Here is a 19,268-nt window from a genome sequence, read left to right on the forward strand (position 1 = left end):
CGGGCTCCGGGACGGCGACTGCAGACCCCCGACCTTTCCCGGTTTTGTCGGTGGTCGCGGGTAGCGTGGAGACCGGGGGCAGCGCCCATCCGCTCTCGCCCAATCCCCTTGTTTCACACCACAAATCGAGTCGTGCGCAGCCGCCGCAGTTCACCCGGTCCAGCGATGATCATCGCACGGGTGTTCGGGTAGCTTCGGATGCATGACCTCAGCCGTCCGAACTCAGCAGCCCCTTGATCTCGGTGACCGCGGCGCGTCCCGCCCGGTTCGCCCCGACCGTGCTCGCCGATGGCCCGTACCCCACGAGGTGCAGCCGCGGCTCCCGCACCACGCGCGTGCCGTCCATCCGGATCCCGCCCCCGGGTTCGCGGACGTGCAGCGGCGCGAGGTGGTCGATCGCCGCGCGGAACCCCGTCGCCCAGAGGATGACGTCGGCGTCGAAGCGCGAGCCGTCGGCCCAGACGACGCCGCCGGGCGTGATGCGCTCGAACATCGGCCGCCGGTCGAGGATCCCGGCGGCGCGCGCGGCCCGCACCTCCGGCGTCACGGCGAGGTCGGTCACGCTCACCACGCTCTCCGGCGGCAACCCGGCCCGCACCCGCTCGTCGACCTTGGCGACGGCGTCGCGTCCCCAGTTCTCGCTGAACGGCTCGTCACGCCACACGGGCGGGCGCCGGGTCACCCACGCCGTCGCGCGGGCGAGCGGGGCGAACTCCATGAGGAGCTGAACGGCCGACGCCCCGCCCCCGACCACGACGACCCTCTGACCACGGAAGTCTTCGGGGCCGGTGTAGTCCGCGGTGTGCACCTGACGGCCGGCGAAGGTCTCCTGGCCGGGGTAGCGCGGCCAGAACGGCCGGTCCCACGTGCCGGTAGCGCTGATCACGGCCCGGGCCGCCCAGGACTCGGCCGGGCTCGACACCACCAACCGCTCCCCCTCCCGCGTCACGGACTGGACGTCGACGGGCCTGAACACCGGGAGGTCATAGACGCTTTCGAAGCGCGCGAAGTACTCCGAAACGACTTCGGAGGCGGGACGTGTCACGTCCGGGCTGCCGAAGGCCATGCCCGGCAGGTCGTAGATGCCGTGCACCTTGCCGAGCACGAGGGAGGGCCACCGGTACTGCCACGCGCCCCCGGCCCGCTTCCCGTGATCGAGCACGACGAACCCGGCCCCGTTGGCGAACCCGGCCCGGCGCAGGTGATAGGCGGCCGAGAGTCCCGCCTGCCCCGCGCCGATCACCACCACGTCGGTCTCGTGATCCGCACCGCTCATGTGGGGTTCAACGGCTGACCGCCGAGGGTATTTCGCGCCCTGGATCACACGACGCCGCGGTTGCGCCCGCCATCACCGGGAGCGCGCGGTCCGCCCGGCCGCCTCGCGCAACCAGCCCCGCGATCGTGCGCAGTTCACCAAGCTGCAGCGGCAGCACGATCGCACCCAGCCATGCCAACCGAGCCGACCGCGCACTGCCGCTCACACGGCAACGCGGCTTCGCCCAGCACCCCACGCCCGCCTCACCCGGCACGATCGCGCCCGGTCACCCAAGCCTCAACCCCACCAGCCCCGCAACCAACCGAATCGTCCACACACCACCGCTCACACGGCAACGCGGTTACGCCCGGCCTCCTTGGCGCGATACAGAGCAGCGTCGGCCGCGCGGAGCACGTCGTCGAGCGTTGGGCCCGTGTCCGGGTGGCGGGCCACTCCGATCGACACCGACAAACCGCTCACCCGGACCGTGCCGCTGCCGGTCGAGATCACGACGTTCAGCTCCCCCACCGCCACCCGCACGCGTTCGGCGATGCCGAGCACGTCGGCGCGGCCGACGCCCGGCAGCAGCACCACGAACTCCTCGCCACCGAACCGGCCGACCGTGTCGCCCTGGCGCACCGAACCGGAGATCGCCACCGCGACCGCGGCCAGGACGTCGTCGCCGGTGAGGTGGCCGTACGTGTCGTTGATGCGCTTGAAGTGGTCGAGGTCGATCATCAGCACCGCGAAGCCGCCGCCGGGGGTGCCGGCGCGCCGTTGCGCGCGGGTGTGTTCGCGCACCGCGGAATCGTGCCAGCCGGCGGTGTTGAGCAGCCCCGTCTTCTCGTCGGTGACGGCCGCGACCTGCAGCTGCTGTTTCAGCAGCAGGTAGCGGTGCAGCAGCAGCAACGGCGCGACGACGAACAACACCAGCACCGGCTGCTCGGCCAGTGCCAGCGCGGCGAGGCCGCCGAGGCACAGGGTGGCCAGCTCGAAAGCGTTGTCTTCCCAGGTGCCGATCAGGTCGGCCGCCGAGCGCTGGCTCGTGTACAGGTAGATCCCGGCCGCGACGAGGCCGATGTTGACCAGCTCGAACACCGCGGCGGCCAGGCAGAGCGCGAACAGCCCGCGCGCCGTCTGCAACGGCGTCCCGTGCAGCCCCGACACCGCGAGAACGGACGAAGCCGCGAAGCACGAAAGCATCGCCCAAGCCGTGCTGGCGACGAAACGGTGCGCGGGCCGCGTACGGACCTGACGCCACACGCGCACCCACAGATGCGTGTAGAGCACGACGGCCAGCAGCGCCACCCAGGCCGGCGGCAGCAGGACGACGCCGGCGAGGTACCAGACCGACGTGACGTTGATGTGGGTCTGCCCGCTCATCCACCGCCGCAGCCGCTCGATGCGGCGGGACATCTCGGCCTGCGCGACGCCGAGCGCGACCAGCACCGCGAACCAGACCGGCCGCACGGGCCCGCCGAACCCGGTGACCAGCGCGGCCCCGGTCGCCACGACGGCGATCAGCTCACAGCCGAGCGCGTAGGTGATCCAGCGGGCTTTCGCCCCGGCCCACATCTCCCACCGCGCGGGCCAGCCCGGCCAGGCGGAAAGCGCTTCCCGGCGCACGGCGGCCTGGGCTCTCAAGAGCCGAAGCCACGGAAGTGACGGACCGGCATCGTGACGTACCCCTCGCGCGAAGTTCGGCCGACCAAGTAGCCCAGCGTAGCCGTTCCGGCGTCGCGCGTCGCCAGTCCGGGCGAATTGCGGGCAACGCACCTGCCCGAACACCCGCGCAGGGTAGATCCGCCCAGCTCAGCGGCTCACTGACGGATCATCGCTCCGGGAAGGCAGATCTGAGAACGCGGAGGTGGGAATCCCGGCCACGCGCTCCCCAAGGCGAGAACGACCGATCGCCGCGACCACCGAGCACAGGATCTCGCGACAGCGGGTGGCCCGGGCTCGGATGCGGCGCATCGCCGCCGACCAACACGGGGCCTGCTCAGTTGTGCATCGGACAAGAACCGGCGCAACGACAGCTCACCAACGCACGAACACCAGCGGGGAATCCGACTCGGCGCCGCAGCACACGAACCGACTCAGGTGCACGGCGCGCACCACGAGCAGGCTGAGTTGCACGGCGCGCAACACGCCCCGCTCAGCGCCGATCTCGCTACTTGCGCAGCGCCCGGATGATCGCCACCAGCCCGACCACCGCCGCGATTCCCAGCACCACCGGCACCAGCCGCTTCAGCACCGGCTGCCCCGCGTAGCCCAGCAGGTCGATCGCTTCCGTCTCCGGGGCCGCCGGGACACTGCGCAGCTGCGGACGCTCCGTGGCCGGCCTCGAGTCCGTGTTGATCTCGGCCGTTGTCGGGGCGGGCTTGACCGCCGGCTTGGCCACCGGCTCCGGGGTCGCCGTCGGCTCGGGCGTCGCCGCCTCGGGCTTCGGTGCGGGGGCCGGCGTGGCCTCCGGTGACGGGGCCAGCTTGCCCGACAGGCACCCCGCGAACGTGTCGAGGATCTTGCCGCCCACCTCGCTGATCAGGCCGCGGCCGAACTGGGCCGGCTTGCCCGTGATCGACAGGTCCGTCGACACCGTGCCGTGCGTTCCGCCCTCGGCCTCCGTCAACGTCACCGTCACGGTCGCCGCCGCCGTGCCCGCTCCGCGGGCGTCCTTGCCCGACGCCTTGATCATGATCTTGTGAGCGGCGTCGTCCTTCTCCAGGAACTCGCCGTGTCCCTTGTACAGCAGGGAAATCGGCCCGAGCTTGACCTTCACCGTCCCGCTGAACTTGTCGCCTTCGACCTTTGTCAGCGCGGCGCCCGGCATGCACGGCGCGACGCGCTCGGGGTCGACGACCGCCTGCCAGACCTCGCCGATCGGAGCCGGGACGGTGAATTCGTGGTCGAGCCGCACGGGCCGACCTCCTCTCTCTGCCAGACCTGAGGTGTCCGATGCCCACCCTAGCCGCCGCCGGAGCGGCGGCCAGGGTGACGAACCGGAACGTCAGGCGCCCGCCGCCGCCGCGATGGCGCGGCCCGTCAGGACCTGGGCCAGGTGGCGGCGGTATTCGACATCGGCGTTGCTGTCGACCGGCGGATTCGTGCCCTCCGCCGCGTGCGAGGCCGCCGCGGCGATCGAGTCGGCCGAGGCCTGGACCCCGACCAGCGCCGCTTCGACGCCCGAGGCGCGCACCGGGGTCGAGCCCATGTTCGTCAGCGCGACACGAGCCTCCTCGATGACTCCCGCTTCGGTGCGGACGGTGACCGCGACCGCGACCATCGACCACGCCTGGGCGACGCGGTTGAACTTCTCGTAGTGCGCCCGCCACCCGGTGTGCTTGGGCACGCGGATCTCGACCAGCAACTCGTCCGCGGCCAGCGCCGTGGTGAACAGGTCCTGGAAGAAGTCCGCGGCCGGCACCGTCCGGCGACCGGACGGCCCGGCCACCACCAGCGAAGCGTCCAGCGCCAGCACCGGCGCGAGGAGGTCCCCCGCCGGGTCGGCGTGCGAGATCGCGCCGCCGAGCGTGCCGCGGTGGCGGATCTGCGGGTCGGCGACCGTGTCGGTCGCCTCCTTGAGCAGCGCCGCGTGCTCGGCGATCAGCGGGTCGCGCTGGACGTCGTAGTGCGTGGTCATCGCGCCGATCACCAGCGCGTCGCCGTCGTCGCGCACGCCGCGCAGCTCCGCGACGCGCCCGAGGTCGATCAACGTCGTCGGCGTGGCGAGCCGCATCCGCAGCACCGGCAGCAGGCTCTGCCCGCCGGCCAGCACCTTGGCGTCCTCGCCCGCCGACGCCAGCGCCTGCACCGCTTCGTCCACTGTGGACGGGCGGAGGTAGTCGAAGGAAGCCGGGATCACTGCGCACCTCCGGTAGCGTCGATCGAACCGAGCCCGCCACCGGCCTCGTCGCGGCCGGGGCCGCCGGCGTCGGTGGTGCCGTGCCGCATGGCGTGCCACACCCGCATCGGCGTCAACGGCATCTCGATGTCGTTGACGCCGAACTGCCGCACCGCGTCGATCACCGCGTTGACCACCGCCGGGGTGGACGCGATGGTCCCCGCTTCGCCGACGCCCTTGGCGCCGAGCGGGTTAGTCGTCGACGGCGTTTCCGTGCGGTCGGTGGTGAACGAGGGCAGATCGGCCGCCGACGGCAGCAGGTAGTCGGCGAACGTGCCGGTGGTGAGCGTGCCGGTCTCGTCGTGCTCGGTGCCTTCGAACAGCGCCTGCGCGATGCCCTGCGCGAGCCCGCCGTGCACCTGGCCCTCGACGATCAGCGGGTTCACCGCGACCCCGACGTCGTCGACGCAGACGTACGAGCGCAGCTTGATCCGGCCGGTCTCGGTGTCCACTTCGGCCGCGCAGAGGTGCGTGCCGTGCGGGAACGAGAAGTTCTCCGGATCGAACGTCGCGTCCGAATCGAGCGACGGCTCGACGCCGTCGGGCAGGTTGTGCGCGAAGAACGTCGCGAGCGCGACGTCGCCCATGGTCGTGGACGTGTCGGTGCCCTTCACGGTGAACTTGCCGCCGGCGAACTCCAGGTCGTCCTCGGCGCACTCGAGCAGGTGGGCCGCGATCGGCTTGGCCTTCGCGACCACCTTCTCCGCGGCCTTGATGACAGCGATCCCGCCGACCACCAGCGAGCGTGAACCGTAGGTGTCCAGGCCCTTGTGCGACGACTGGGTGTCGCCGTGCAGGATCTCGACGTCCTCGAACGCGACGCCCAGCTGGTCGGCGACGATCTGGCTCCACGCCGTCTCGTGCCCCTGGCCGTGCGCGGACGCGCCGGTCGTGACCTCGACCTTGCCGGTCGGCAGCATCCGGATCGACGCGTACTCCCAGCCGCCGGCACCGTAGTCCAGCGAGCCGAGCACCCGCGACGGCGCCAGCCCGCACATCTCGGTGAACGTCGAGATGCCGATGCCGAGCTGGACCTTGTCGCCCGACTTGCGGCGCTCGGCCTGTTCGGCGCGCAGGCCGTCGTAGTCGAAGAGCTGCTTGGCCTTCTCGGTGGCGGCCTCGTAGTTGCCCGAGTCGTAGGTCAGCCCGCACACCGTGGTGAACGGGAACTCCTCGTGCTTGATCCAGTTCTTCTCGCGCAGCTCCATCGGGTCCATGCCGAGTTCGACGGCGAGCTCGTCCATGATCCGCTCGATCGCGAACGTCGCCTCCGGCCGGCCGGCGCCGCGGTAGGCGTCGGTCAGCGTCGTCGTCGTGTACACGTTGGTGCACGCGAAGTGGTACGCCGGGAACTTGTAGATCGCGTTGAACATGAACGCGCCGAGGATCGGCACACCCGGACCGACGAGGCCGTTGTACGCGCCGAGGTTGGCGAGCAGCTCGACCTTGAGACCGGTCACCTGGCCGTCGCGGGTCGAGGTGATGGTGATGTCCTGGATCTGGTCACGGCCGTGGTGCGCGGCGAGCATCGTCTCCGACCGCGTCTCGTTCCACTTGACCGGTTTGCCGAGCTTCTGCGCGACCAGCAGCGACATCATCTCTTCCGGCAGGACGCCGATCTTGCCGCCGAAGCCGCCGCCGACGTCCGGGGCGATCACGCGCAGCTTGTGCTCGGGGATACCGAGCGTCAGCGCCGACATCACCCGCAGGATGTGCGGGACCTGCGTGGCCGCCCACATGGTGATCTGGGTGCTGGTCGGGTCGACTACGCAGGCGCGCGGCTCCATGAACGCCGGCACGAGGCGCTGCTGCCGGAAGCGGCGCTTGAGCACGACCTCCGCCGAGCTGATCGCCTCCTCGACGTTGCCGCCGGTCCCGGCCTCGGCCGAGTCGAACTTCCAGACCGCGCTCGTGTTGGTGCCCAGGTCCTCGTGGACCAGCGGGGCGCCGTCGGCGATGGCGGCTTCCATGTCGAGGATGACCGGCAGCTCGTCGTACTCGACGTCGATCTCCTCGAGCGCGTCGTGCGCTTCGGCGGACGTCCGCGCGACGACGACCGCGACGCCTTCACCGGCGAAGTTCACCGTGTCGGCGGCGAGCACCGGGCGGCGTGGCGCCTTCATGTCCGGCGTGATCGGCCACGCACAGGGCAGGCCGATCGCGCCCTCCGGGTCGAGGTCCTTCGCGGTGTAGACGGCGACGACGCCGGACGCGCCCTTCGCCGCCGACGTGTCGATCGAGACGATCTTGGCGTGCGCGAACGGGCTGCGCAGGACCGCCATGTGCAGCATCCCGGGCAGCGAGAGGTTGTCGGTCCACCGGGTGCGGCCGGTGATCAGCCGCTCGTCTTCCTTGCGGCGCCGTGACTTTCCGACTTCCGGTTCGATCGTGGCGGTCATCAGTCACCACCCACGCCGGCGTGCTTGGTCTCGGCGATCCGCTCGGCTTCGGGGCCGGCGCCGGGGCTCATGTGCTGGGCGGCGTCGCGGACCGCGCGGACGATGTTCTGGTAGCCGGTGCAGCGGCAGAGGTTGCCTTCGAGCCCTTCGCGGACGGCCTGCTCGTCCGGGTCGGGGTTGTCGGCCAGCAGGTCGATCGACTGCATGATCATGCCGGGCGTGCAGAACCCGCACTGCAGCGCGTGGTTGTCGTTGAAGGCCTTCTGCACGGGGTGCAGCTGGCCGTCGCGGGCGAGACCTTCGATCGTGGTGACCTCGCAGCCGTCGGCCTGCACGGCCAGGACGGAACAGGACTTCACGCTGTGTCCGTCCAGGTGGACGGTGCAGGCACCGCAGTTGCTGGTGTCGCAGCCGACGACGGTGCCGACCTTGCCGAGTTTTTCGCGCAGGTGGTGGACCAGCAAGGTGCGGGGCTCGACTTCGTCGGTGTACTTCGTCCCGTCGACAGTGACGGTGATGCGCATCAGGCCTCCAAAAGCCGGTTCGGGAACGGCCTGCCCGACCGTGATCGGGCTCACAGACTCCCGAGCGTGCTACGCGACCTTCGCGCGGACAAGTCCTGATGTCACACGTTCAACTATCTATTCCGCAAATACGCACTGCTCGCAGATTTGGCGCCGCATCTGCGGAAGTCCGGATGGGTGAACTTTTGTGGGCCACCCGGAGTATTCAGCCGTGGATGCGTCCGGTCAGTTCCGCGAGGCGCTTTCCGCCGCCGCCCCACCGCAACGCGATGATTTCCGCCGCGATCGAAACAGCCGTCTCTTCCGGCGTGCGGGCACCCAGGTCGAGGCCGATCGGCGACGACAGCCGCTCCAGCTCCGCCTCGGTGATCCCGGCTTCGCGAAGGCGGGCGAAGCGGTCGTCGTGCGTCTTGCGGGAACCCATCGCGCCGACGTAGCCGACGTCCAGGCGCAGCGCGACCTCCAGCAGCGGCACGTCGAACTTCGGGTCGTGGGTCAGCACGGCGATGGCCGTGCGCTGGTCGATCCGGCCCGCCGCGGCTTCCGCCTCCAGGTAGCGGTGCGGCCAGTCGACGACGACGTCGTGTGCGTCCGGGAACCGGCTGCTGGTGGCGAACACCGGCCGCGCGTCGCAGACGGTGACCTGGTAACCGAGGTAGGCGCCCATGCGCGCCATCGCGGCGGCGAAGTCGATCGCGCCGAACACCAGCAGCCGGGGCGGCGGCTCGAAGGAGTTGACGAACACCGCCATGCCCTCGCCGCGGCGCTGCCCGTCCGGGCCGTAGTGCAAGGTGCCGGTGCGGCCGCTGGCCAGCAGGCCGCGGGCGTCGTCGGCGACGGCGTCGTCCATCCGCGACGACCCCAGGGAGCCCGCGGTCCGGTCCGGCCAGACGATCATGTGCTCGCCGACCAGGCCTTCGCGCTCGTGTTCGATGACCGTGACGACTGCGACGGGCTCGCCGCTGCGCACCGACGCGACGACGTCACCGAGCTCCGGCATCGACGCGCGGTCGACGTGTTCGACGTAGATGTCGATGATCCCGCCGCAGGTCAGGCCGACCGCGAAGGCGTCGTCGTCGGTGACGCCGTAGCGCTGCAGCACCGGCTTGCGCTCGGCGACGACCTCCTGCGCGAGCTCGTAGACCGCGCCTTCGACGCAGCCGCCGGACACGCTGCCGGCGACGGTGCCGTCAGGGGCGACGACCATCGCGGCGCCGGGCGCGCGCGGAGCGGACGAGAAGGTGGCGACCACGGTGCCGAGCCCGACCGTTTCACCGTCGGACCAGCGGCGGAACACGTCGTCCAGTACGTCACGCATCGGAAATCTCCCCGAGCAGTCGTTCCAAAGTGGCCAGGGTGTGCCCGGCCAGCAGCCGGTCGATGTGGGGCAGCGCGGCCACGATGCCCGACTGGACCGGAGCGTACCCCGCACGGCCGGCGTGCGGATTCACCCAGAATACGGCGTGCGCGAGCCGGCGCAGGCGGGCGAGCTGCTCGCCGAGCAGGCCGGTGTCGCCCCGCTCCCAGCCGTCGGAAAACACCGTGACCACGGCGCGGCGGGCCACGCCGCGCTGGCCCCAGCGGTCGAGGAACGCCTGCAGCGTCTCGCCGAGCCGGGTGCCGCCGGCGAAGTCCGCCACCGCCGAACCCGCCGCGAGCATCGCGCGTTCCGGGTCGCGTTGACGCAGCTGGCGCGACACGCGGGTCAGCCGCGTGCCGAGGGTGAAGACCTCGACGGACTGGGGTGCGCTGCGCGTGAGGACGTGGGCGAACCGGAGCAGGGCGTCGGCGTACGGGCTCATCGAACCCGAGACGTCGATGAGCAGCACGACCCGGCGCGGCCTGCTGCCCCGCCGGACGTGCGCGAGCTTCACGGGTTCGCCGCCGCTGGCGAGCATGGCGCGCAGGGTGCGGGAGGGATCGAGCCGTCCTCGGTGCGACGGCGTCTTTCGCGCGGCCGGTCGCTTCGGGGGCGAGGGCTTCAGGGTGGCCAGGAGTTCGCGGAGGTGTTCGCGCTCGGCGGTGGTCAGCGCGGCGAGGTCGCGGTGGCGCAGGACCTCCTGGGCACTCGCGGCGACTTTCAGCTGCTCAGGCCCGTCGCCACCCGCGGCGTCGGCGCCCTCGGCGTCGACGAGCGGGGCGATCCTGGCCTGCTTCGGCGCGGCGGACTTCGCGCGCTGCGGGGTGGTGGTTTCGATCGAGAACCACTGGCTGAAGGCTTCTTCGTAGCACGGGAGATCGTCAGGGCTCGAGCACAGCGTGAGGCGGCCCGCCCAGTAGAGCTGGGTGGGCTCGGCGGCGTCGATCTCGGCGACGGCGGTCAGGTAGGCCTGCACGCGGCGCGCGTCGCAGGCCACCCCGGCCTCACGCAGGGCAGCGGCGAACCCGGCGTACCCGGCGACGGGATCGGCGGCGGCGGCGGTCATGACTCCATTGTGCGCTCGCCGGGGCCGGAGGGTCGGCCGGCGGCCGGCCGGGGCCGCGGCGCACGGCTGTCCGGCCTGGGCGATGTCTCTCTGGGCGTCCCGGCGAGGAGTCGAACCTCGGACCTCGGCGTTCGTAGCGCCGCGCTCTGTCCTGCTGAGCTACCGGGACGGGGCGGTCTGCGCGCACGCCCCTCCCCGGACGGGCGCAGACCGCGCTCTTCGCCGCGGCCGACCCGAGGTAGCGAGGGGTGGGCGCGAAGAGCCTTCAGGAAGATTCAGCGAACGGCACGGGAGATCGTGCCGCATCGGTGTTGCCGGACTTCGGTCACGATCTCCTCCTCTCGGGGTGTTGCCTGCTGTGCTGGAAAAAGCATGCCGGAGCCCGCCGAGGCGGTCAACGCAATTAACCTCGCGGTCCTTTGTGGACCCTCAGGCGAACAGGGCGTCGAGCTTCGCCCGGACCCGGTCGAGGTCTTCGCTGTATTTCAGGACGGCACCGAGCGTCCGCGCCGCCGATGCCGCGTCCAGCTCGTCGCGGTGCAGAGCCTGCAGGGCCCGGGCCCAGTCGAGTGACTCCGCCACCCCCGGCGGCTTCAGCAGGTCCATCTCGCGGAGGCGGTGCACCGCTTCCGCGACCTGCCGGGCGAGCCGCTCGCCGATATCGGGAATCCGCCGGCGCAGGATGGTGACCTCGCGCGCCAGGTCCGGGTGTTCCAGCCAGTGGTAGAGGCAGCGGCGCTTGAGGGCGTCGTGCACCTCGCGGGTCCGGTTCGAGGTCAGCACCACCAGCGGCGGCTCTTCGGCGCGGATCTCGCCGTATTCGGGGATGGTCACGGCGTGCTCGTCGAGCAGCTGGAGGAGGAAGGCTTCGAACTCGTCGTCGGCGCGGTCGATCTCGTCGACCAGCAGCACGCACGGCGCGGTGATCAGGGCCTGCAGCAGCGGGCGCGCGAGCAGGAAGCGTTCGGTGTAGAGCGAGCGCTCGGCGGTCTCGACGTCGACGCGCCCGTCCCCGGCGGCTTCGAGGGCCCGCAGGTGCAGGAGCTGGCGCGGGAAGTCCCATTCGTACAGTGCCTGGGCGGCGTCGATGCCCTCGTGGCACTGGAGGCGGACGAGCGGCCGGTCGAGCGCGGTGGCCAGCGCGATGGCGAGCGAGGTCTTGCCGGTGCCGGGTTCGCCTTCGCAGAACAGCGGGCGGCCCATGCGGAGGGCGAGGAACCCGGCGGTGGCGAGCCCGTCATCGGCGAGGTAACCGGTGGCGTCCAGCGCGGCGGCGAGTTCTTCAGGCGAGTCGGTCACACTGCCGATCGTAGGCGGCGCGGCGGCCGGGCGCGGGTCACCGGCGGGAGATCGGGTGGCCGGCGTGCACGGAGGGGCGGGGATGGCTCGCGTAACCGGGCGGGCGACACGCGTGCCTCGATGGACGACACGCGTGATCGAGGGGTCGACTCGCCCGGTTGCCGGGGGTGGTCAGGAGGGGGGTGTGCCGGGGAGGTCGGTGCGGTGGTCGACGTCGCGGCCGCTGCCGAGGTCGCCGCACTCGATGAGGTGGAGGTCGGGGCGGCCGGCCAGCCAGTCCCGGGCCCCGCGGTCGCCCTGGGCGGTTTCGGCGATTTCGGTCCACCAGCGGCGGCCGAGGAGGACGGGGTGGCCGGGGACACCGTCGTAGGCCGCGCGGGCGACGGTTTCGGACGTTGCGCCGGCGGCGACCCGGGCGAGGATGTCGGCGCCCACCCAGGGCAGGTCGACGAGGTGCACCAGCGCGGCGACGGGGCCTGTTTCCTGGGACAGCGCGGCGAGCCCGGCTTTGAGGGAGGCGCCCATGCCGGTCTCCCACCCCTCGGCCAGCACGGCCTGGGCCGGATCGGGCAGGAGGGCGCGGACCTGGTCGGCGGCCGCGCCGAGCACGACTCGGACAGGAGTGCAGCCGGCAGCGGCCAGGGTGGCGAGCGCTCGCAGGACGAGGGGTTCGCCCTCGAGTTCGGCAAGGGCCTTCGGCCCGCCGAAGCGACGACCGGCCCCGGCTGCCAGCAGGAGACCGGCGACGGGCGGAGTGCCGGGATCGACCGAGGTCATGGGTGCGCCGGGTTTGCGTGGGGTGCAGTCGCGGACGAGCATCGCGGGGCGGCCGCCGCGGCGCGGCTCCGCGGGCGGGCGACGGCCGGCGGGCGTCGGTCGGCCGGGGGTGCAGCTGAGGGGCCCGTCGGTGGCGGGGTGGTTTCTCGCTCAGCCATGGGCTCGGCCCGGGGCGCCGACTGCCAGGTCGGCCTCGATGGCTCGGGCCGTCTCCAGCAGGGGCGGTACCAGGTCCTTCTCCACCGACTCCGCCGTTGTGCGGCTCGCGTGCGTCGACAGGTTCACCGCGGCCACCACCCGGCCCTTGCGGTCGTGGATCGGGGCCGCCACCGAGCGGAGGCCTTCCTCCAGCTCCTGGTCCACCATCGCCCAGCCCTGGGCCGTCACTTTCGCCAGTTCCGTCCGGAGGCGGTCCGGGGCCGTGACCGTGCGGTCCGTCAGGCGGTCGAGCCTCGCCACCACGAAGTACGCCTCCAGCTCCGCCTTGCTCAGGCCGGCCAGCAGGACGTGGCCCATCGATGTCGCGTACGCCGGGAAGCGGGTTCCCACGTTGATGCTCACCGTCATGATGCGCGAGACCGCCACCCGCGCCACGTAGACGATGTCCGTTCCCTCCAGGACCGACACCGAGCTCGACTCGTGCACCCCCGCCGACAGGTGCTCCAGGTGCGGTTGGGCCACCTCCGGCAGCGTCATGCTCGACAGGTACGAGTAGCCCAGCTCCAGCACGCGGGCGGTGAGGGAGAAGTACTTGCCGTCGGTGCGGACGTAGCCGAGGTCGGTCAGGGTCAGCAGGAAACGGCGGGCCGCGGCGCGGGTCAAGCCCGTCGCGCGGGCGACGTCGCTCAGGGTCAGCTCCGCCGCGTCCGCGTGGAAGGCCTTGATCACGGCCAGCCCGCGCTCCAGCGACTGCACGTGGTGGGCGCCACGGTGCGCCGGCTCGCTGTCCAGCTCGGCTTCGATGGGCCTCCCCGCGTCCATGTCCGGCACCCTATCCGGCGTCGGCCGGCCGGGCGCTCGGCTCGCCGAGCTCGGCCAGGGTGCGCTGCGCGATGGCGAACGCCGCGTTCGCCGCCGGTGCGCCGGCGTAGACCGCCGTGTGCAGCAGGACCTCGCCGATCTCCGCCGCGGTGAGGCCGTTGCGGATCGCGGCCCGGACGTGCATCGCCAGCTCGTTGTGCGCCTGCAGCGCGGTCAGCGCCGCGAGCGTGACGCAGCTGCGCGTCCGGCGGTCGAGGCCGTCCCGCGCCCAGACCGAGCCCCACGCGCCTTCGGTGATGTAGTCCTGGAACGGGCGGCTGAAGTCCGTGGTGCCCGCGACCGCGCGGTCGACGTGCTCGTCGCCGAGCACCTCGCGCCGGACCTTCATGCCCTGCTCGTGACGGTCTCCGGTCACTTCGCCTCCAGGTGCTCGAGGATCAGCCTCGTGAATTCCTCGGGCTGCTCGTAGTTGCCCAGGTGCGCGGCCTCCGGCACGACCTCCAGCCGCGCGCCCGGGATGCCCGCCGCGATCAGGTCGGCGTGGCCTTCCGGCGGCGTGGCCGGGTCGTCGGCGCCCGCGATCACCAGGGTGGGCGCCGTGATCTTCGGCAGCACGTCGAGCAGGTCCATCCGCTCGATCGCGCCGCAGCAGGCCGCGTAGCCCTCGGCCGGGACGGCGGCGATCATCGAGCGCAGGAACGCGGCACGGTCCGGGTGCCGCTCGGCGTAGCCCGGTGTCAGCCAACGGGCGACCCCGGCGGCAGCCACCGCGCCGGTGCCCTTCTCGCGGACCGTGCGGGCCCGGTCGGCCCACATCTGCGGCGGCCCGAGCTTCGCGGACGTGCAGCAGAGCACCAGGCTCGCGATCCGGTCCGGGGCGTGGGCGCCGAGCCACATCCCCGTCATCCCGCCGAGCGAGAGGCCCACCAGGTGCGCCTTCGCGACACCGAGGTCGTCGAGCATCGCGAGGAAGTCGAAGCCGAAGTCTTCGAGGTCGTACGGCGCTGGCGGCACCGGCGAAGCGCCGTGCCCGCGCGTGTCGTAGCGGACCACGCAGAAGCCGCGCTCCAGCAACGGCACGACCTGCGGTTCCCACATCCGGAGGTCGCTGCCGAGCGATCCGCCGAACACCACCACCGGGCCGTCTTCGGGCCCTTCGACGACCCGGTGCAGCCGCACGGCACCCACGCCGTCACCTCCGTTCGCGCTCGTCATACCCGGAAGAAGACCGTCTCGCCGTCGCCTTGGAGGCGCACGTCGAAGCGGTAGCCGTCGCCGGTCTTGGCCGCGATCAGCGTGCCGCGCCGCTCCTCCGGAACCGTCGCCAGCACCGGGTCGTCCGAGTTGTCCTGGTCCTCGAAGTAGATCCGCGTGACGCACCGGTTGAGCAGGCCGCGCGCGAACACCGACACGTCGATGTGGCGCGCCTGCGTGGTGCCGCCCTCGCCCGGCACCACACCGGGGAGCAGGGTGAGGATCCCGTACGTGCCTTCGGGAGTGGTCGGGCAGCGGCCGAAGCCGCGGAAGTCGCCGGACGCCTCACCGCGCGGGTCGTCGGGGTGGCGGAACCCGCCTTCCGGGTCGGCCTGCCACGTCTCGATCATGGCGTCGGGGACCGGGTCGCCGTTGCCGTCGCGGACGGTGCCGCGGATCCAGAACGCGCCGGGCGTGCCTTCGGCCACGACGTACGGGCCGTCCGGCCAGGGCAGCCCGATCGACAGGTACGGGCCGACGGTCTGCGAAGGGGTGGGAAGCAGCTTGGTCATTCGTCGTCCTCTTCCTCTTCGAAGACCGACGCGTCGCGCCCGCGCAGCACGATGTCGAACTGGAACCCCAGCGCCCACTCGGACTGCGTGATCTCGTGGTCGTAGCGCGACACCATCCGCCGGCGGGCCTTCTCGTCCGGGATGGAGTTGAAGATCGGGTCCTGGGAGAAGAGCGGGTCGTCCGGGAAGTACATCTGGGTGACCAGCCGCTGCGTGAACGCCGAGCCGAACACCGAGAAGTGGATGTGCGCGGGGCGCCAGGCGTTGTCGTGGTTCTTCCACGGGTACGCGCCGGGCTTGATGGTGGTGAAGGTGTAGCGGCCGTCGCTGTCGGTCAGCGCGCGCCCGACGCCGTCGAAGTTCGGGTCGAGCGGCGACGGCCAGCGGTCTCCGGTGTGGCGGTAGCGGCCGCCCGCGTTGGCCTGCCAGATCTCGACGAGCGAGTCCCGCACGGGGCGGCCGTCGCCGTCGAGCAGCCGGCCGGTGACGATGATCCGCTGGCCCTGTGGTTCGCCCGCGTGCTGGCGGGTGAGGTCGTTGTCGAACTCGCCGAGGCGGCCGGGACCGAGCAGCGGGCCGGTGACCTCGGTCAGCATCTGCGGCAGCAGCACCAGGTCCTGCTTGGGGTGCCGCAGCGCGGTGGAGCGGTAGCCGGCGTAGTCGAGCGGCGGGTGGGTGCCCTCGGGGTCCTCGCCGTAGTGGGGCAGCCTGAATTCGGTCGGAGTAGCCATGTCTTCTCTCCTTTACCGGCCTTCGAGGACGACGGCCAGGCCCTGGCCGACGCCGATGCAGATGGCGGCCAGTCCCCAGCCACCGCCGCGGCGGTGGAGGTCGTGCGCCAGGGTGCCGAGGATGCGGCCCCCGGACGCGCCCAGCGGGTGACCGATCGCGATCGCGCCGCCGTGGGTGTTCACGATCTCCGGGTCGAGGTCCTTCCAGTCGCGCAGGCAGGCCAGCGACTGGGCGGCGAAGGCTTCGTTGAGCTCCACCGCGGCCAGGTCGTCCCAGCCGATGCCGGCGCGCTCGAGGGCGATCTCCGCCGCGCGCACCGGGCCGATGCCGAAGACGTCCGGGTCGACGCCCGCCGCGCCACGCCCGGCGATGCGGGCCAGCGGGATCGCGTTGAGCCGGCTCGCGCTCGCTTCGTCGCCGAGCAGGAGCGCCGACGCGCCGTCGTTCAGCGGGGAGGCGTTGCCCGCCGTGACGGTGCCGTTCTCCTTGCGGAAGACGGGCTTCAGCTTGGCCAGCTTCTCGGGGCTCGAGTCCGGGCGGATGCCCTCGTCGCGGGCCAGGTCGACCCCTTCGACCGGGACGACCATGTCGTCGTAGAAGCCTTCGTCCCACGCCTTCGCGGCGTTGACGTGGCTGCGGGCGGCGAAGGCGTCCTGCTCGTCGCGGCCGATGCCGTAGCGCTCGGCGAGCTGCTCGGTGGACTCACCGAGGGAGATCGTCCACTGCGACGGCATCTCCGGGTTGACCATGCGCCAGCCGAGCGCGGTGTTGTAGAGGGTCTGGTTGCCGGCCGGGAAGGCCTTTTCCGGCTTCGGCATGACGAGCGGCGAGCGGGTCATGGACTCGACGCCACCGGCGACCACCAGTGCGGCGTCGCCGACCTGGATCGCGCGGCTGGCCTGCATCACCGCGTCGAGGCCGGAGCCGCAGAGGCGGTTGACGGTGCTACCGGGGACGCTCGTGGGCCAGCCGGCCAGGAGGGCGGCCATCCGGGCGACGTTGCGGTTGTCCTCGCCCGCGCCGTTCGCGTCGCCGAGGGTCACCTCGTCCACTGTGGACGGGTCGAGGCCGGTGCGGGCCACGAGGGCCTTGAGCACGCCCGCGGCCAGGTCGTCCGGGCGGACGCCGGCCAGTGCGCCGCCGTAGCGGCCGAACGGGGTGCGGATCGCGTCGAGGACGTAGACGTCGGTCATGCGTTCGCCTTCCGGGTCGGCGGCGCGGGGGTCGCCGGAGGGGTCGGGTGGGGACGGTTCGGTGCGGTCGCGGGAGCTTGCGCCGGGTCGGAGGGTGCCACGGCCCGGTTCGCTCGCGGCGCGGCGCGGGGGCTCGCGGGCGGGGCGACGGTCACCGGCCCACCTTGCCACGGCGGGCGTGGTGGGCGCGCGGGACGAGGGGGAAACCGGAGGGGCGCACGACCGTCACGCCTTCTCCAGTTCTCGCAGGAGGGTCAGCTCCTGCTCGGTCGGGGCGGGGGTGACCTTCAGGTCGTCCGCCACCTTCAGGGTCCACCCCGTCGCCTTGATCGCCTGCTCCAGCTCCACGCCGGGGTGGAGCTCGGTGAGGGTCAGCTCGGCCGTCTCCGGGTCGGGACGCATCAGGCCCAGGTCGGTGACGACCAGCGTCGGGCCCTGCCCCGGGAGGCCGAGCTTTTCGCGGTCGCCCTTGCCCGAGCCGTGGCCGAACGACGTCACGAAGTCGACCTTCTCCACGAACGCCCGGGGGCTCTGGCGCAGCACGATGAACACCTCGCCGCACGACGCCGCGATCTCCGGGGCACCGCCCGCGCCCGGCAGCCGGACCTTCGGGTCGTGGTAGTCCGAGCCGATCACCGTCGTGTTGATGTTGCCGAACTTGTCCAGCTGCGCGGCGCCGAGGAAGCCGACGTCGATCCGGCCCGGCTGGAGCCAGTAGTTGAACACCTCCGGGACGCTGACCACCGCGTCGGCGGTGTCGGCCAGTTCGCCGTCGCCGATCGACAGCGGGAGGTGGGACGGCTTCGCGCCCAGGCAGCCGGACTCGTAGATCAGCGTGAGGTTCGGGGCGTGGGCGCGGCGGGCGAGGTTCGCGGCCTTGCTCGGGAGGCCGATGCCGACGAAGCAGGACGTGCCGTCGGAGAGCGCGCGGGCCGCCGCGATGCTCATCATCTCGTCGGCGGTGTAGTCGGTGCTCATGCCGGGACCTCCGCGGTCTTGCGGGTGCTGGTGGTGCCAGGGCGGGGCGCCGGGGCGTGGCTCCAGCCGGTGGTCGCTGTCTCGGGGAAGGGGGCAGCGGCCACCGGCCTCGGGGGAGAGCCGGGGGCGTGCCGGCGGGGACGACCGAGGTGACTCATGCCTTCACCCCGGTCAGCTCGTTCAGCCACTTCGTGAACTCCTCGCGGTCACGGCCCACCTCGTCCCATGCCTGGTATGCCGAGTTGTCGCGCTCGTAGTACCCGGCCGCGTACGACGGCTTCGCGCCGCCCGGGACCTCGGCCACCGCCGTGACCACCCAGGCCGGGAGGACGACCGCGCCGGGGCGGGGCTCGAGTTCGTCGACGATCTCTTCCACCGTCACGATCGAGCGCTTCGCGGCCAGGACCGCTTCCTTCTGGACGCCGGTGATGCCCCACATCTGGACGTTGCCCTGACGGTCGGCGCGCTGGGCGTGGACGATCGTGACGTCCGGGTTCAGCGCCGGGACCGCGGTGAGCCGCTCGCCGGTGAAGGGGCACGTGATCGGCTTGATCGTGTCGGTCTGCGCGGGCAGGTCCGTGCCCGTGTAGCCGCGCAGCACGGCGAACGGCAGGCCGGACGCGCCGGCGACGTACCGGTTCGCCATCCCCGCGTGGCTGTGCTCCTCGATCTCGAGCGGCACCGGCCAGTCGTGCTGGACCGCGTCACGGAAGCGGTGCAGCGAGCCGACACCGGGGTTGCCACCCCAGGAGAAGATCAGCTTGCTCGCGCAGCCCGCGCCGATCAGCTGGTCGTACACGATGTCCGGGGTCATGCGCACCAGCGTGAGACCCCGCCGGCCCTGCCGGATGATCTCCTGCCCGGCCGCGACCGGGATGAGGTGCGTGAAGCCCTCGAGCGCGACGGTGTCGCCGTCGTGCACCAGCCGGCCCACAGCCTCCTCCAGCGACAGCAGCTCTGCCATCCCACACTCCGAATCCGTTCGCATCACGCACACTCGTTCTGCAACCGAACATAGCACGGCGTCCGGCCCGCCG

At 72.0% G+C, this 19,268-nt stretch carries 18 protein-coding genes and 1 tRNA gene; all 19 read right to left on the reverse strand.

Going from position 1 to position 19,268, the window contains the following annotated elements; genetic code table 11:
* Window positions 1-208: 208 nt before the first annotated feature.
* The 19 genes from QRX60_RS01330 to QRX60_RS01420 all read right to left on the reverse strand — a co-directional run bounded on the left by QRX60_RS01330 (window position 209) and on the right by QRX60_RS01420 (window position 19,195).
* Window positions 209-1,276: an NAD(P)-binding domain-containing protein gene (locus tag QRX60_RS01330; RefSeq protein ID WP_285998959.1), complete on the reverse strand. Its 1,068-nt coding sequence runs from the start codon at window positions 1,274-1,276 to the stop codon at window positions 209-211.
* 324 nt (window positions 1,277-1,600) lie between these two features.
* Window positions 1,601-2,830 (reverse strand): GGDEF domain-containing protein, encoded by a 1,230-nt coding sequence (locus QRX60_RS01335; RefSeq protein WP_408630250.1) that lies wholly within the window; start codon window positions 2,828-2,830, stop codon window positions 1,601-1,603.
* Between the two features lie 595 nt (window positions 2,831-3,425).
* Entirely contained in the window at window positions 3,426-4,172 is a 747-nt protein-coding gene (locus QRX60_RS01340; RefSeq protein ID WP_285998961.1) for an SRPBCC family protein, read from the reverse strand.
* A gap of 90 nt (window positions 4,173-4,262) precedes the next feature.
* A complete protein-coding gene (locus QRX60_RS01345) occupies window positions 4,263-5,117 on the reverse strand; it encodes an FAD binding domain-containing protein (RefSeq protein ID WP_285998962.1) in 855 nt (284 codons plus the stop codon).
* A complete protein-coding gene (locus QRX60_RS01350) occupies window positions 5,114-7,555 on the reverse strand; it encodes a xanthine dehydrogenase family protein molybdopterin-binding subunit (protein ID WP_285998963.1) in 2,442 nt (813 codons plus the stop codon). The genes QRX60_RS01345 and QRX60_RS01350 overlap by 4 nt, the downstream gene beginning before the upstream one ends.
* The gene (locus tag QRX60_RS01355) at window positions 7,555-8,079 is read right to left on the reverse strand and encodes a (2Fe-2S)-binding protein (protein ID WP_285998964.1); all 525 of its coding nucleotides are present in this window, start codon (window positions 8,077-8,079) and stop codon (window positions 7,555-7,557) included. The genes QRX60_RS01350 and QRX60_RS01355 overlap by 1 nt, the downstream gene beginning before the upstream one ends.
* A 205-nt stretch (window positions 8,080-8,284) precedes the next feature.
* Complete coding sequence (locus QRX60_RS01360) at window positions 8,285-9,397, reverse strand: XdhC family protein (protein WP_285998965.1); 1,113 nt, start codon at window positions 9,395-9,397, stop codon at window positions 8,285-8,287.
* Window positions 9,390-10,505 (reverse strand): vWA domain-containing protein, encoded by a 1,116-nt coding sequence (locus QRX60_RS01365; RefSeq protein ID WP_285998966.1) that lies wholly within the window; start codon window positions 10,503-10,505, stop codon window positions 9,390-9,392. Before QRX60_RS01365 ends, QRX60_RS01360 begins: the two co-directional genes overlap by 8 nt.
* 95 nt (window positions 10,506-10,600) lie before the next feature.
* Window positions 10,601-10,674: transfer RNA gene (locus tag QRX60_RS01370), tRNA-Arg, on the reverse strand.
* Window positions 10,675-10,934: 260 nt separating this feature from the next.
* On the reverse strand, window positions 10,935-11,804 hold the full coding sequence (locus tag QRX60_RS01375; protein WP_285998967.1) for an AAA family ATPase: 870 nt from the start codon (window positions 11,802-11,804) through the stop codon (window positions 10,935-10,937).
* A gap of 171 nt (window positions 11,805-11,975) precedes the next feature.
* On the reverse strand, window positions 11,976-12,581 hold the full coding sequence (locus tag QRX60_RS01380; protein WP_285998968.1) for a nucleotidyltransferase family protein: 606 nt from the start codon (window positions 12,579-12,581) through the stop codon (window positions 11,976-11,978).
* A gap of 150 nt (window positions 12,582-12,731) precedes the next feature.
* Window positions 12,732-13,562, reverse strand: coding sequence for an IclR family transcriptional regulator domain-containing protein (locus QRX60_RS01385; protein WP_285998969.1), 831 nt, complete (start codon window positions 13,560-13,562; stop codon window positions 12,732-12,734).
* A 10-nt stretch (window positions 13,563-13,572) separates the two neighbouring features.
* Window positions 13,573-13,977, reverse strand: a complete 405-nt coding sequence (pcaC, locus tag QRX60_RS01390; RefSeq protein WP_285998970.1) for a 4-carboxymuconolactone decarboxylase — start codon at window positions 13,975-13,977, stop codon at window positions 13,573-13,575.
* The gene (pcaD, locus tag QRX60_RS01395; protein ID WP_285998971.1) at window positions 13,974-14,777 is read right to left on the reverse strand and encodes a 3-oxoadipate enol-lactonase; all 804 of its coding nucleotides are present in this window, start codon (window positions 14,775-14,777) and stop codon (window positions 13,974-13,976) included. The genes pcaC and pcaD overlap by 4 nt, the downstream gene beginning before the upstream one ends.
* The gene (gene pcaG, locus QRX60_RS01400; RefSeq protein WP_285998972.1) at window positions 14,774-15,328 is read right to left on the reverse strand and encodes a protocatechuate 3,4-dioxygenase subunit alpha; all 555 of its coding nucleotides are present in this window, start codon (window positions 15,326-15,328) and stop codon (window positions 14,774-14,776) included. Before pcaG ends, pcaD begins: the two co-directional genes overlap by 4 nt.
* Window positions 15,325-16,059 carry a protocatechuate 3,4-dioxygenase subunit beta gene (pcaH, locus tag QRX60_RS01405; protein WP_285998973.1) on the reverse strand — a complete coding sequence of 245 codons (735 nt, stop codon included), beginning with the start codon at window positions 16,057-16,059 and terminating at the stop codon, window positions 15,325-15,327. Before pcaH ends, pcaG begins: the two co-directional genes overlap by 4 nt.
* Window positions 16,060-16,071: 12 nt before the next feature.
* Entirely contained in the window at window positions 16,072-17,253 is a 1,182-nt protein-coding gene (locus tag QRX60_RS01410; RefSeq protein WP_285998974.1) for a thiolase family protein, read from the reverse strand.
* A 225-nt stretch (window positions 17,254-17,478) separates the two neighbouring features.
* Window positions 17,479-18,231: a CoA-transferase subunit beta gene (locus tag QRX60_RS01415; protein WP_285998975.1), complete on the reverse strand. Its 753-nt coding sequence runs from the start codon at window positions 18,229-18,231 to the stop codon at window positions 17,479-17,481.
* A gap of 154 nt (window positions 18,232-18,385) precedes the next feature.
* A complete protein-coding gene (locus QRX60_RS01420) occupies window positions 18,386-19,195 on the reverse strand; it encodes a CoA transferase subunit A (RefSeq protein WP_285998976.1) in 810 nt (269 codons plus the stop codon).
* Window positions 19,196-19,268: the final 73 nt, after the last annotated feature.

It is taken from the genome of Amycolatopsis mongoliensis, from assembly GCF_030285665.1.
Lineage (GTDB): Bacteria > Actinomycetota > Actinomycetes > Mycobacteriales > Pseudonocardiaceae > Amycolatopsis > Amycolatopsis mongoliensis.

Excerpts from the sequence above, each read along its gene's own strand:
- QRX60_RS01330 (WP_285998959.1), bottom strand. The coding sequence starts at position 1,276 with ATGAGCGGTGCGGATCACGAGACCGACGTGGTGGTGATCGGCGCGGGG.
- QRX60_RS01335 (WP_408630250.1), bottom strand. The coding sequence starts at position 2,830 with ATGTGGGCCGGGGCGAAAGCCCGCTGGATCACCTACGCGCTCGGCTGT.
- QRX60_RS01350 (WP_285998963.1), bottom strand. The coding sequence starts at position 7,555 with ATGACCGCCACGATCGAACCGGAAGTCGGAAAGTCACGGCGCCGCAAG.
- QRX60_RS01355 (WP_285998964.1), bottom strand. The coding sequence starts at position 8,079 with ATGCGCATCACCGTCACTGTCGACGGGACGAAGTACACCGACGAAGTC.
- QRX60_RS01360 (WP_285998965.1), bottom strand. The coding sequence starts at position 9,397 with ATGCGTGACGTACTGGACGACGTGTTCCGCCGCTGGTCCGACGGTGAA.
- QRX60_RS01365 (WP_285998966.1), bottom strand. The coding sequence starts at position 10,505 with ATGACCGCCGCCGCCGCCGATCCCGTCGCCGGGTACGCCGGGTTCGCC.
- QRX60_RS01380 (WP_285998968.1), bottom strand. The coding sequence starts at position 12,581 with ATGACCTCGGTCGATCCCGGCACTCCGCCCGTCGCCGGTCTCCTGCTG.
- QRX60_RS01385 (WP_285998969.1), bottom strand. The coding sequence starts at position 13,562 with ATGGACGCGGGGAGGCCCATCGAAGCCGAGCTGGACAGCGAGCCGGCG.
- pcaD (WP_285998971.1), bottom strand. The coding sequence starts at position 14,777 with ATGACGAGCGCGAACGGAGGTGACGGCGTGGGTGCCGTGCGGCTGCAC.
- pcaG (WP_285998972.1), bottom strand. The coding sequence starts at position 15,328 with ATGACCAAGCTGCTTCCCACCCCTTCGCAGACCGTCGGCCCGTACCTG.
- pcaH (WP_285998973.1), bottom strand. The coding sequence starts at position 16,059 with ATGGCTACTCCGACCGAATTCAGGCTGCCCCACTACGGCGAGGACCCC.
- QRX60_RS01410 (WP_285998974.1), bottom strand. The coding sequence starts at position 17,253 with ATGACCGACGTCTACGTCCTCGACGCGATCCGCACCCCGTTCGGCCGC.
- QRX60_RS01415 (WP_285998975.1), bottom strand. The coding sequence starts at position 18,231 with ATGAGCACCGACTACACCGCCGACGAGATGATGAGCATCGCGGCGGCC.
- QRX60_RS01420 (WP_285998976.1), bottom strand. The coding sequence starts at position 19,195 with ATGGCAGAGCTGCTGTCGCTGGAGGAGGCTGTGGGCCGGCTGGTGCAC.